The following is a 14296-nucleotide window of genomic DNA, read 5'->3' as shown; positions in this document are numbered from 1 at the left end:
AAAAATTGCTGAAGTATAATATCACCTCAGCAACTCCCCTTACTATAGTTTTGATTTTAGATACCCAAAGATTGGTCTTCTATTTCTATTCCTATTCTGATTTAAATCTATCTTTAAAGGTTCCTCCTCTACCTTAGGTATATTGCGCTCCTTAGATCTTTTTGTTTCCGTCTTATTGTTTTGTTCTTTTTCAATCTCTTTTACCTGTTGTTCTACTATTTCTTCTTCAAAGTCGCTAAGCTGATCACTTTCTGCATAGAAATAATCTGAAACACTTTCTAGATCCTCTGATAAAATTTCTTTATCGTGTTTAACATCTGTTGTTTTATTCTTTATAAGATTAAGCTTAGAAAGAAGCTTTTTCAATTTATACAAACCATCATTCTTTGCATCAACGTTTTCCAAATATTCATCATAAGTTCCATAAGAATTCATAGTCTCTATTGAACTTATATCGCTAATATTATAATATTTATCATTATCGTTAAACAAATGCTTATTCCTCTCCTTCCAACTCATAGATGTCTCTTGATAAAATGCTGGTTGCTTATAGTACTGCTTTGTATCACTCGATAATGTCTGCAATTTATTTTCCTTGATAATTGCTTCTATATCACTTTCATCCACTAAAAAACAAAAAACTTTCTCTTTGTACTCCTCATTCTCCTCCTCTCTGTAATCTAATAATTTTATTAAACCATCTTTCTTCTCGTTTAAACCATCAGTATCAAAAAATTCTATTAATTCATTTAACTTACCATTCTTTAACGCTTCTTTTGTGAGATTTTTAATATATGTCTCAGATGAATTAGGTTCCATACACTTAAAAACATTTGCTACATAAACACAGAAAAAATCCACATACGAATATACCGACGTTTCAAACAAGGATTTCAAATACTTACTTTTAAAGATGTATGCATGCGGATCATCATATAAATCTATTCCACTATCATTCATCAATTTGTCTGAATAAAGCTCCATAGACTCATCATACGTATCTATCTTTATATCACGTTTCTCTTCATGGGGCTTAATTTCACTTACAATTTTTTCGTAAGTATCATCATCAAGTTCTATTTTAAAATTATCTTTGTTTTTTTGCAAGCGTTTCTCTAATATAAAATCATTTTCCTGATCATCGTACTCTATTACGTTTTTCAATTTAATTGTCCCTCTTATCTTTTCTAAGCTAGAACCACTCTTACTACCTTTCCCCAATTTATTAAAAATTTTATCTATCTCGTCCACCTTCCCCTTAATCAATGCTTGTTTTGTTTTATTGGCTATATACGCTTTTGAATATCTTTGTATTTTTTCATCGGAGGGGCAAAAAAAATCTACTACAGATTCAATCTTTGATATGATCTCTTCTTTTTCTTTCTTCCTTTGACCACTTCGTAAAATTTTTTCATATGTTGCATCATCTATACTAAGCGCATCCAAAACATATTTTCTCGCCAATTCGCACCTTTCTCTACTCTTCTTCTCGTACACATACTGCGGTCTTGCCATATAATCCAATATCTCATGCCTTAAATACTCTCTATTCCGGTCCTTTTGATAACCTAAAAATTTTTTCAACTCTTCTAAATCTTCTTTGCTAACTCGACCATTCCCAACATATTGCTCTTTTAATTCTTTCTCTATACCTTTTAACTTTTCGAATTCTCCTTCTACAAGTTTTTCTTTAACTAACTTTGCAATATACGCTCTCGAAAAATATTTATTGACATTCTTAAAACTTATTGATATTTCTTTTACTGCACTTTCAAGTTCCTCCCTAAAAGTAAATTCTTCCCTTTCTGATCGTTTTTTTCCTACTTTTATGTCCTTTATTTCACGCAAAACAAAACACCTCCATACACAATACAACGATGTGCTCCTCAAAACTTCCCTGATATTATATTTTTAAATTTGGAAGAAATACGACAAACAACTATACCATACTAATACTGCCATATTTTTGCACACAACGTCCCTATCGTGTTCCCCACTTCATTTTCCTAATCTATATCTCATCTATTCCAGATAAATCCACCTTTGTCTTTTAAATCATCATCTAAATCGTTCATTATATCAATATTGTGTGGCGCTACTATAAATATCCCACTAGCTACTTTTTGTATTGTTCCTTCTAATGCATAAACCGCTCCACTTAAAAAATCTATAACTCTTTGCGCATTTTCTTTTTCTACATTCTCCAAATTGATAACTGTAGGTTTTTTCTCTTTTAAATAATCACATATCTCCTGCGCATCATCAAAATTTTCTGGTTGCATAACTATAACTTTCATCTTAGATGACATCGCATTAAGATTCATGGTTTTACCATCCTGTGTATTCTTTCTAACAGCTGCTGTCGAAAAAAAGTTTTGTGTGTGTGGCATATCATTTTGATTTTGCTCATACTCCATATCCTCTTCTTCTTCCCATCCCACAAAATTCTTTACTTTACTTACTATATTGTTCGACATTTTTATTCCTCCCTACAAAAATATATTTCTTCTTGTTGACCATATATGTAAAAAACTGTCCCTTTTACATTGGTCGGCCAAAAAATCATTTTATTTACACTAAACTTTATTTATTATCTGTCCTTCCACTACATTCTCTGGTTCTATAATAAATTCATCATATAAATTTACACTTTGATCCCATTTTAATGGATTATTTTCTATTATAGCAAATTCATTGTTATATCCCAATACTTTTACGTATTTATATTCAACTTTATTAGATTTAATTACCCCAATCTTTGCTATTCTACTCTCTTTATCATAATCTTTAAGGCTTTTTTTAGGTACTTTTAATCCACTATGCGCATTGCTTATTAAATCCACATTGCATACTCTGTAAGAAGATAAATACTGTAGCGCACTACTTACTTTAACTGCTACCACTGTCTTCCCTTGACTACTATTCTTTTTAACAACTTTCCCTGGCACTAACTTATTAACATCATTAAATCTTACTCTAACCTGTGCTCCTTCTTGGTACTTTGTTGCGCTTTTTTCATCAAGGACTACTACAACATAAGCGTCTATCCCTTTTATCAATTTGGCAAATGGTGTACTCGCCTTTGCCATTATGTTATCTGCATCTCTTCTCACATTTTTTATATCTTCTTTATCAAAAAAATCATACTCTAAATTTTGTACTGATGCCATATTAAGTATATTCTCAAATCCATCCACACAAAAGCTTATCATCCCCGCATTTTGAACTCTAATATTTCTATCCTCTTTGTCTAATCTATCACGCAATAACTTGCGTTCATTTATTTTTGTGTCTATATAGGAGTCATTCGCTGCGTTTTGCCCAATAATCTCACTCTTTTTCATCATGAGTGAATCTATCTCATCCTTTATCCTCTTATAATTAGTGTTCCCTGCATCATTTGTCTCCCTAATTAAAAACTCAATATTCTCTTCTATTTTTTTGTCTATTTTTAATATGTCTGAATTATACACTTCCTTCCCACTAGCCTTACTTCTCTTTGCTTCTAATATCTCAAAATCTAGCTTTTTTATGTCTCTTAAAATCTCCTCGTCGCCCTCTCTTAACACCTGTGCTATCACCTGATTTGCCTGTACTTTCTCTCCTTCCCTAACATCTGACACATACTTACCTGTAAAAGGCGCATTTATTAATATCTCATCTCTTATAATATATGCCCGCGTATTAATAGACTCTTCTATATCCCCAATGGAAATAAATCCAACGTTTATCGTCTTTCCGCAAATTAAATTATATATAGACGGTATATATACAGCTAAAAATAATGCTATCATAACATATATCAAATTTGATTTACCCTTCTCTTTAGTCTTCTCCATGCCCCAAGCTCCTCTTTCGTAATTTACTTATAGCAATCATAACTCCTAATTTAACATGCTCATACACCAATCCACCCTGCATAAACACTATATATGGCTCCTTTATTGGCGCATCAGCACTTAATTCTATTGATGAACCCTGAACAAATGTCCCTGCCGCCATTATAACTTGATTATCATAACCTGGCATATCCCACGGCATAGGCACCACAAACGAATCAACTGGTGATCCCTTTTGTATTCCTTGACAAAATGCAATTAATTCCTCCTTATTTTCAAACTTCATCGCCTGTATTATGTCACTTCTCTTGGCTGTTGACGCTGGAGACGTTGCAACACCTATTTTCTCCATCATCTTTGCTGTAAATACTGCTCCTTTCATAGCCTCAGAAACAATATGCGGCGCCAAAAACAACCCCTGAAACATCAATCTGTTATTTCCAAGTGACGCTCCAATCTCATTTCCTATGCCTGGTGCTGTTAACCTGTATGCCACTTTCTCTACGAGCTCAGCCTTGCCAACAATATACCCCCCAGTTAAAGCCAATCCACCTCCAGGATTTTTTATCAACGATCCTGCTACAATATCTACACCCACCTCTATTGGCTCTCTTTTCTCAACAAATTCACCATAACAATTATCTACAAAAACTATTACGTCGTTTTTTTTCTTCTTAATGCATGACACAATATATTCTATATCATCTATACTTAGCGAATCTCTCCATTCATATCCTCTGGATCTTTGTATCATAACTACCTTTGTCTTTTCGTTTATCACTTGACACACTTTATCTATATCAACACTACCATCTTTTTTTAAATCTACTTGCTTATACAAAACACCAAATTCACTCAGTGATCCCATTCCTTCTCCGCGTATTCCTATAACCTCTTCCATTGTATCATACGGCTTTCCTGTTATCACCAATAATTCATCTTTAGTACGCAAAAGTCCAAACAACACCAACGACAACGCATGTGTTCCTGACACAATCTGATGTCGCACAAGCCCCTTCTCTGCCTTAAACACATCAGCATACACTTCATCTAAAACTTCTCTTCCTCTATCCGAATAACCATAACCTGTGCTCCCGCAAAAATGCGTATCACTTAACCCGTTATCCTGCATGGCTTTTATCACTTTTAATTGGTTATATTCTCTTATTCTCTCTATCTTGTCTAGTTCATCCCTTACCTCTTTTTCCACTTCTCTTGATAGATTCACTAGCTCCTCACTTATACCAAATTTCCCATACATTAAACCATACCTTCCACTTTCATCATTTTTCTCTCTATTCCAAGCCTATAATCCAAAATTATATTCCCATATTTCCTGCTTTAATTGTTGAAACTCTTTATCCGCCGTCTCCAATTCATAAACATAATCATTTAGCATATCTTTATTCTTTTTGTCTATATCTTTTATTTGCACACCATACTCAGTATTATCCCCATTTTCCTTCTTTCTCTTTATGGTACCTATAAAATGTAATTTTCTTTGATCCTCTAATGACACCTCAAAAGAAAGCTCCTCTCCAACTTTTATCTCCATTCTATTTAAATTTTTTTTATCATTTACCGCAACAGCCACTCCTCCTGCGCTTATGTCTGTTACTACTGCAAAAATTGGATCCTTCTCATTTTTCTTATTTCTTATTAACGCAAATAAATACACAAAATGTCTCAAATCTTTTCTCATATTGTTATATTTTTTTATATCTTCCACTCTTAACGCAACTGTCTGTATTGGGGATACAAAAACCCCTACAACACAAGCTCTAATACTATACTCAAATTCCTTTGTAGTAAACCTTAGCTCAAATTCATTACCCTCTTTTATATCTCCAAAAGTCTCTTCTTTGGTACCCGCGTCAATCACAAACTCGTTTTCTTTTATATCAAATATCACGTTTGTGTTCCACTCATTAGAACCGTATCTCCTTGACCTTACAATATCTCCACTCTTTAAAAATTCGTTTATTGCCAAGTCCGACATAAAATATCATCTCCTTTTATTATGTCCCTCACAACTTCAGACGCTATAATCAATCCTACTACCGATGGTACAAAAGATATACTTGCTGGAACTTTCCCTTCACACTTTCTTATTGGCTCCTCCTGGGAGTACACCACTTTTAATCTACTTATTCCTTCTTGCCTTAACCTCTTTCTCATAACTCTTGCTAATGGACAAACCGACGTCTTATATATATCTGATACACGAAACATAGTCGGGTCTAACTTATTTCCTGCTCCCATCGAACTTATGACAGGCACATTTAAAGCATCTGCCGCAACTATCAACTTAATCTTCGAAGGCACTGAGTCTATTGCATCAACAACATAATCACACTCACTACCAATCAATTTTTCCAAACTCTCTCCATCATAAAATTCTTGACTTACATTTACTTCCGCATTAGGATTTATGTCATAAATTCGTTCTCTCATAACATCAACCTTTGCTCTGTCCAATGTAGAATGGAGCGCTATTAATTGCCTATTTATATTTGTTATTGATACAATATCATTGTCCACCAACACAAAATGCCCTATCCCTGCTCTTGCCAATGCCTCTGCAACGTATGAACCTACTCCTCCTACTCCAAAAATTGCAACTTTGCTGTTTTCTATTTCCTCCAAATTATCTTTACCTATCAACATCTCTGTTCTTTGAAATTCATCCATCGCACCAAAATTATTCCTTTCACAAACTCGTGTTCATTATATCACTTTTTTTTTTTTATAACAACCCACTTATTCCAGTTTTTTCATCTTTATTTTCCCATTTAGCATTTTCGAACAGTACACAATCTCGCAAATTGAAATAGGGTATACCATAACCTCTCTTAATACATCATAATTTAACTTTTTAACAACCATACCCTGTACCAACGGATAAAATACAAAAAATGTAATCACAACCATCAATTGATATATTACAACGTCATACACCTTATATCTATCTAAGTTTTGCATAACATACATTATTGCAAATATCGCAAATGGCACTGCCGAAAAATAATGATATATATATGTAGTCCTAGTAATAAACATCCACGGCAAATATTGGCACAAATATCCTAACACAAAAACCCACACACCATTATCTTTCTTTTTATATCCAATTATTGCACTCGCAATAATTGATACTAATGATAAATGCCATATAAGCGGATTACCCATGGTTATAACTCTCTCATACATTCCCCCGTCTAATTCCTTACCGTAGAACAACATCGGTTTTATCATAACTAGCCATTCATACCACTTAGATGAATATTCATGAGCCGTTGATTCATACCTGTGGAACACAAACATACTTTTCACTTGATCGATTACTCCACCTAGTGTATATCCTACTTCTGTCGGTCTTAAAACCGGTATATACACCAAAAGATACACAATGATAGGCATAACTACAAAAAATGTAATCCCTAGTATAACTGACTTTAACAAGTCAGGTTTCTTGTGCCAAAAATTTTTGTAAAGTGACAAAAAATATAATATAGCAAGGCCTAATCCTCCATATAAAACTATCCATTTTGTAGCAATCCCCAAGCTAAAAAATAGTCCTGATAACATAAACGATATAATATATTTTTTATCCATCTTAACACTTCTATAAACATTCATCATATAATAGTACATCATAATTATAAAAAATACAGCATAACTATCTATCAGACACGTTCTTGTTTGTGTGAAGTGCATACAATCAAACATAATAAGTATAGTACATCCTACAATGTATAATCTATTTATAAAAAATTTTCTAGCAAACATATACATAAGCGGCACCATAAGTACCCCAAAAATTGTGCTGCTAATTCTCCAACCAAATGGTGTCATACCAAATATTTTTATCCCAACAGCCATCAGTATTTTCCCTAACGGTGGATGTGTTGCTTCAAATCCCTCTTTATTATTAATATATTCATACCCCGTTCTTGCATAAAGTACCTCATCAAAAATAGCATTAATCATATGACTGCCATTGTATGGTATAAGATTTTGTTCATCCAAAATCTTATTTGCAACATGATCTTTAGTCTGATCCTCCAATATTTTTACCCCTTCTATTGGATCAGTATGTCCTTTTTCAAATATAGCGATCTCTTTTATGTCCAAACCAGGTTCTAGCACAGTAATCTTTAAAGTCATTGCTTTTGTGTCTTCCACTATTTCTCTTAATATATGATTTCCAAAATCTACTCTTTTTATTATATGATACCTATCATTAGTATCACCATCTTCCAACTCCTCATCCAAATATTCAATTTTTAACTTGCCACGACTTGCATTTTTGTCATTTTGACCTTCAAATATATTTATCTTACCTATGTGAGTCATAATAGGAAGCTTCATCACAACGTACTCACCTTCACTTTTAGTAAGCCAGCCTGTTTTCGTTGCAAACGTATTCCCCAATTTGTATAACGCCATTACCAAATACGCTACTGTTAGTACAAAAACTAAAATTACATCCTTTTTACTAAAACCATCTTCCCTTATAGGTTCTTCTGCATCAAAACTAATATTTTTCACGATAAACCAAATCACCAGCATAAAAAATACCGCTAGTACCACTCTCACACATAAATCTGCAAGTATACCTACTTCATTTGAATTTATTTCGTTAGTGTACCAATTATCATATAACTTAGGCTGATAATCTAACTTTTCTAACTTCACATCTTTTATCAGCACTTTACCAATTACTTCATTTTTCTTCTCACCTAAACATAAATTTACATTTATAAAATACTGATCTTTGTCTGTTTTTCCGTATAATGCTATCTCTTCCCAATCAACATCTTTTTTTTTCACTATATTAGACCTAGTACTTACTGCATCATTTAATAAATCAATTTCCAAATATACACCTGAATTAGATTCTCTTAACACTTTCGCCTTAGCAGAAAGCCTGTAGTAACTATCTGGAGCAACTTTAACGTTCTGTCTTAGTTTTGTTGCATTAGAAATTTTATTTTCTATACACAACACACCGTCATCCACCAAAAAAATCTTACTTCTATCTGGCTTTCCATCATTTAAAAACCAATTTTTTATGCCTTCTTCGCCAATTTCACTAAAATCGCCGTTTAATAATATACTCTCTGCAAAGACAACCTTTCCCAAAAGCATAACACCAATTATAACCAATAGTTTAACTATCCTTTTCACCATGCTATCCTCCCTAGTTTAGAATACCCAAGACTTAAACCATTTTAATTTATCTATATAATTTTCTGTAACTGGTATCCCTGATATCGCTGGATAAAATACAATAAACAAAATCATAACCACTGCCATGTACGGATATATTAATTTTGTCCTCTTTCTAAACATATAAACAACCATAATTATTGCAAATGGCAACATAGAGAAAAAGTGATATATAAACGTTACTCTTTTAACAAGCATCCATGGAGCATATTGGCAAAAGAAAGCCACAAGTATTGGCACCATACGTCTATCTTTTTCTTTTATTGCAACCACTATTGTATAGATCAACGCCAAAATTGACGTCCACCATATTGCCGGATTACCTAAACACACTATAGTTGATCTTTTACCTCCAGGTAATCCCATAGCGACATAGTACCATATCGGACGCTTTATTATTTGCCACTCATACCACCTTGACTGAAATGGATGTGTTGCTGTTAGTACTGTATCAGAATGGTATGTATACATATGTTTAGCATAGCCTATTACCGTGTCAATAAGCCCCATGTATCCATCTTCACCACCCATTACAGGAATATATGACACAACATATATTATGATTGGTATTATAACAAAAAATACTGATCCATATACAAGCGTTTTCATTATCTCTAGATCTTTTCCTTTTTTATACAACTTATACTTAGACAACAAAAACAATATAAACAATCCTACACTTGCATATAAAGCAATCCACTTACTTGCAACGCCTATACCAAACATCAATCCTGACAACGCAAAACTTTTATAATAATTATCCTTTAACATATACACATCATACATCCAATAATACATAAGTATTATAAAAAATGTAACATACACATCTATGGTTGCAATACGTGTTTGCGTGAAATGCATGCAATCAAACATCATAAGTAAGCTACACATTGTTGCAAGGAATTTTGTTTCAAATACTTTTAACCCGAACAAATACATAACAGGCACCATAAACGCACCAAACAGTGTACCTACTATTCTCCAGCCAAATGGAGTCATACCAAACAGCTTTATACCAAGAGCTATAAAAAGCTTTCCTAATGGCGGATGTGTATTTTCATATTGCTTTATGTTGTGTATGTGTTCATATGCAGTTCTTGCATGATATATCTCATCAAAATATGTACTATTTTTATGTGTCCTATAACACTGCATTACATCGCTTTCATCAATTAAATATTTGGCATTCTCATTTGTTGCATCAACTAACTTAATACCCTCTATTGGTGTTTTACTTCGAACTTTGTAAACTGAAATCTCATTTATTGTTCCGCCGACCTTGGTTACTTCAAACTTTAATGCATCTGTACCAACCACATCAAAATCTATACTATTTAGTATGAAACATTCCCCAAACTTTTTTTCTATCTTGCAGCTTTCTCCGCCACTCGTAAGTGGAACAAAATTATTGTTTGCATCCCTATACTTTATTGACATATCTAATTCAACTTCTCTTGTAAATCCAAGCCCAGAATAATAATTTATTCTGTTTATTGCATGTTTTCTTGGAAACTGTAATATAAAACTTTCTCCCACTTTTTCAGGTGTATACTCCGTCTCAGGAACTTTTTTATCACCTAAATTAATTATTGCAACTATCGCGTACAAAACAAACAACACCGTCATTATAAGAATATCTTTCTTGTCAATTTTAAGCTTCATATCATCATGCCCTCCATTTTTGAAAAATATACCTACTTATATATAAACTTTTTGTATATAATAAAATTCCAACTGATTATTATATTCATAGCTAAAAACTTAGATATGTACGGTGATAATTCAAGCATATCCGCAAACATATATAACAACACACTCGTTATTGCCAAGTTCGCAAGATATAGTATTCCATATCTCTTAACCTGCCGCATAAGTGGAGCTTTCGATTTAAACGAATAAACTCTATTTATTGTAAAATTCAAGCAAAAATCTATGCTGTATACTATCGTATTAGACAACAAATATTTATATGTATATGTATCTGCTCCAAACCACTTATGTGCCAGTTCAAACCCTATTAATCTATACTTACCAAATATTATTTCATGAAACAAATAAAATAATGAATATTCAACAACAAACGTTGTCATACCTGTTATAACATATCTCTTAAATTGCTGTATCCCTTCATCAGTTAATATTTCTCTCACTAATTGGTACTTCTTTAGTTTGTCCAACAGTTTTGAAAAATTCATTACTTGTACTTTCCTCCTTTAAAACCTACTACTCTATTACAAATTGTATCACATTTAGTGACAAAAAAAAAGAGCAAACTTATTATTCGCTCACCTTTTTACTTTTATCCAAAATATTACATTTATTTTTTGTCATTTTATACAAAAATTTATGCTTTTTACTTCAAAAAAATATTAATATGTACTATAGACTTAGAAAATTTATTTCTGTATAATAATTGTGTGCTTGGTAATCTTGTTTTATCAAGGTTATCTGTTCGGTTAGTCGCTATTATATAGCTGAATGGTTTTTGGTTTCGGATTTTGGGAACTTGAGCAATTTAACAGGCTTTTTCATATTACCAACCATTCGAATATAGGCTGTTTTTTGTAATTGTTTTTGATAGTGCGTGAGTATCGTGACCCGATGAGATTTATTGTAAGCTCCTTAGGGCTTGAGTTTTCGTACAAACGCTAAAATCCATAAGCTATTATGGGGACGGTTTTTTTATAGCAAAGGGACCAATTAGTTTTTGGTTCCTTTGCTACTGTTTGTGTTAACTCCAACTATACCCCCAAACATACCTACTAATGTATTAATGGCTATCACTTTTATACTATGTGATGTAATAGAAAAATTCTTCATAAACAACATACTTGTTATCAATAAAGTAAGTGTATACATAAAGCCTGTGGTTCCCCCAACAAGCCAGCCTCTAATTCCTACTCTTTTGCCGGATATTAGTGCACCTAGTAAAACACTAATTAATATAGTAACTTTAACTATTATAGACACATGTGTATCATCTATTGTTGTAAAATAAAACAATGCCCCAAATATACTAAAAACCACTATTGTTATACCATATGAAAGTAGCATACCTTTTATAATTTTGCTCTTCTTGGTGTTCATGATTCTCCTTGTTCTTAAAATTACTATCTGCTACTTTCATATCTATGCAAAACATACATCAATATTCTTTTATTTCTATACCCGTGAAATAATGTTTAAGTATCCCCTCGTAATTAAAACCTGCATCTGCCATTGCCATAGCACCTATTTGGCTTAATCCAACACCATGTCCAAATCCTTTCCCATAAAAATGAAACGTGTTTCCTTCTTTCTGTATCCAAAATAATTGACTTCTTAAATTAAACGGAACTCTAACTTCATTTTTATTTAGAGTATATGTCCCTTTACTTCCAATAATCTTTAGCTCAAGTACTCGTCCACTTGCAACGCGTTTTGTCACAACAACATCTAATATTTCACCTAATTCTACTCCTCGATTTTTCATACGCGAACTTATTTGATCACAAGTTAAATAAACCGACCAATTACGAGGACCTCTATTCCTTTCATATTCGTCTGGAACACTCACCAAATATGGAATTTTATTAACCCACACATTTTCACAATTCTCAGTTCTACCACCACTACTTGCAAAATAAAACGCTTTTATTGGTTTATCATCATAAAACATCGTAAGATTTTTAGTCTCATCTACCGCGGAATTTACTTCTTCCTTTTCTGAAGTATATCCTCCATAGACTTGCTGATACTTGCTATCCGTTAAATCAAACCCGTATGTAGAAAACATACCCATATTTGTAAGAGTATACGTCCTTGCTGCTATAGCCTGTGCTTTTATGGCTTCTATTGGTGCTCTAAATCCAATTTCCTTTACAACAACTCCATATAAATATTCTTCCATAAATAATTTATTTATCAAAACAAATTTTTTTTCACTTGTATTTTTTAAAATCAAATTACCCCTATAGGTTCTTTCACTATTTATTGTGAATAAACGATTCTTTGGCACTATCTCTATATACTCATCATCTTTTGCACATAAAAATTTATTGTTTTCTTTATAAACAACAATTTTATTTTGATCTGTCATCTTTTTTACATCGATCGATTCATTTTTGCAGCCTATAATTTCAATACAATCCTTTGTATATTTTTTTATCTCGAATTCACTTTCAACACTCACTTTAAAATTATTATAATTTTGATCTACCTGATTCATTTTGGTGTCAAAAAATAATCCGATATTCACTTCTTTGTCACATGATGCTGCATATGAATTAATAACACTTCCCAAAATTATTGCAAAACAAGCTACTATTTTCCTTAGCATTTTTATTGCCCCCTCCAAAATACATTTTATTTACAAAATAGTAAGAATTTATGTGTATATTATACACATAAATTCCTAAAATGTCATTAATTTTACAAAAAAATAAATTTGGATAGAAAAATATTAGCTCATTTAAAAGACCTATTCCCAAGAACAAGTCTTTTATCAATTTATTTATTGTATTTGAAACCCTAAACTATCATTTTCTCTACCCATATCTTCTCTTGGTATATCAAATCGATTATTCCTTCCAGAATCTCTTGATGTTCCCCTATTCATTATATCTTTATAATAAGCAAACTCGTGCGCCTGTTTTTCTACATAATTACCCTTACTATAATTACTTCTACTAAAATCACTTTTACTTATATCTTTTAGAATTTCTGCAACTCTTTCTATAGCTTCCTTATCACTTTTACTATAATCACCTTTACTTCGCTGTCTTACAATTTTTGCAACTCTTTCTATAGCTTCCCTATTTCTTTCTTCCTTTGCTTTTTGTATCTTCTTTGTAAGTTTAGCATCAACAAACTCAACCATTTTGTCATATACTTCATCCCAAGATTCACTAATCTTTTCTGCAAGCTTCATACAAAGTGGCATCAACAAAACTGATCCCATCACTGGACCTAGTCCCAAACCTGCAAATACACTTTCTCCAAGTATGATGGCCATTTCTCCCCAAAACAAATAAACTCTACCTTTAAAACAATACTTTTCAATCTTTAACACTGTTATAGTAAAATCTCTAGCAAATTCCAAACATTTCTCTTTCATATCTTACTTCCCCTTCACTTCTTATTAAATCGAAGGACTATTTCCTTCAATGTTTCTATTGTATACAATTAGACAACATTTGTCAATATTTTTCACAAAATTGCTTATTTTAAGAGTAACTTTTAACCCC

At 32.4% G+C, this 14296-nt stretch carries 12 protein-coding genes; all 12 read right to left on the bottom strand.

Annotated features, from left to right (window positions below):
* Nucleotides 1-42: 42 nt before the first annotated feature.
* Nucleotides 43-1848, bottom strand: coding sequence for a hypothetical protein (locus J6Y29_05750; protein ID MBP5427373.1), 1806 nt, complete (start codon nt 1846-1848; stop codon nt 43-45).
* Between the two features lie 170 nt (nt 1849-2018).
* Nucleotides 2019-2477, bottom strand: a complete 459-nt coding sequence (locus J6Y29_05745; GenBank protein ID MBP5427372.1) for a cell division protein SepF — start codon at nt 2475-2477, stop codon at nt 2019-2021.
* 99 nt (nt 2478-2576) lie between these two features.
* On the bottom strand, nt 2577-3839 hold the full coding sequence (locus J6Y29_05740; protein MBP5427371.1) for a hypothetical protein: 1263 nt from the start codon (nt 3837-3839) through the stop codon (nt 2577-2579).
* A complete protein-coding gene (locus tag J6Y29_05735) occupies nt 3826-5100 on the bottom strand; it encodes an aminotransferase class I/II-fold pyridoxal phosphate-dependent enzyme (GenBank protein MBP5427370.1) in 1275 nt (424 codons plus the stop codon). Before J6Y29_05735 ends, J6Y29_05740 begins: the two co-directional genes overlap by 14 nt.
* Before the next feature lie 45 nt (nt 5101-5145).
* Nucleotides 5146-5838, bottom strand: a complete 693-nt coding sequence (locus J6Y29_05730; GenBank protein ID MBP5427369.1) for a PilZ domain-containing protein — start codon at nt 5836-5838, stop codon at nt 5146-5148.
* Nucleotides 5820-6530, bottom strand: coding sequence for a tRNA threonylcarbamoyladenosine dehydratase (locus tag J6Y29_05725; protein ID MBP5427368.1), 711 nt, complete (start codon nt 6528-6530; stop codon nt 5820-5822). The genes J6Y29_05730 and J6Y29_05725 overlap by 19 nt, the downstream gene beginning before the upstream one ends.
* 69 nt (nt 6531-6599) lie before the next feature.
* On the bottom strand, nt 6600-9029 hold the full coding sequence (locus tag J6Y29_05720) for a phospholipid carrier-dependent glycosyltransferase (protein ID MBP5427367.1): 2430 nt from the start codon (nt 9027-9029) through the stop codon (nt 6600-6602).
* A gap of 18 nt (nt 9030-9047) precedes the next feature.
* Entirely contained in the window at nt 9048-10733 is a 1686-nt protein-coding gene (locus J6Y29_05715) for a phospholipid carrier-dependent glycosyltransferase (GenBank protein ID MBP5427366.1), read from the bottom strand.
* A 32-nt stretch (nt 10734-10765) separates the two neighbouring features.
* Nucleotides 10766-11266: a GtrA family protein gene (locus J6Y29_05710; GenBank protein MBP5427365.1), complete on the bottom strand. Its 501-nt coding sequence runs from the start codon at nt 11264-11266 to the stop codon at nt 10766-10768.
* Between the two features lie 505 nt (nt 11267-11771).
* Complete coding sequence (locus J6Y29_05705; protein MBP5427364.1) at nt 11772-12158, bottom strand: TIGR04086 family membrane protein; 387 nt, start codon at nt 12156-12158, stop codon at nt 11772-11774.
* Nucleotides 12159-12216: 58 nt separating this feature from the next.
* Entirely contained in the window at nt 12217-13389 is a 1173-nt protein-coding gene (locus tag J6Y29_05700) for a SpoIID/LytB domain-containing protein (GenBank protein ID MBP5427363.1), read from the bottom strand.
* Nucleotides 13390-13563: 174 nt separating this feature from the next.
* A complete protein-coding gene (locus J6Y29_05695) occupies nt 13564-14166 on the bottom strand; it encodes a hypothetical protein (GenBank protein ID MBP5427362.1) in 603 nt (200 codons plus the stop codon).
* Between the last annotated feature and the right edge of the window lie 130 nt (nt 14167-14296).

The organism is Clostridiales bacterium (assembly GCA_017961515.1).
Taxonomy (GTDB): domain Bacteria; phylum Bacillota; class Clostridia; order Acetivibrionales; family RGIG10202; genus RGIG10202.
This window is presented reverse-complemented; position numbering and strand designations above follow the sequence as displayed.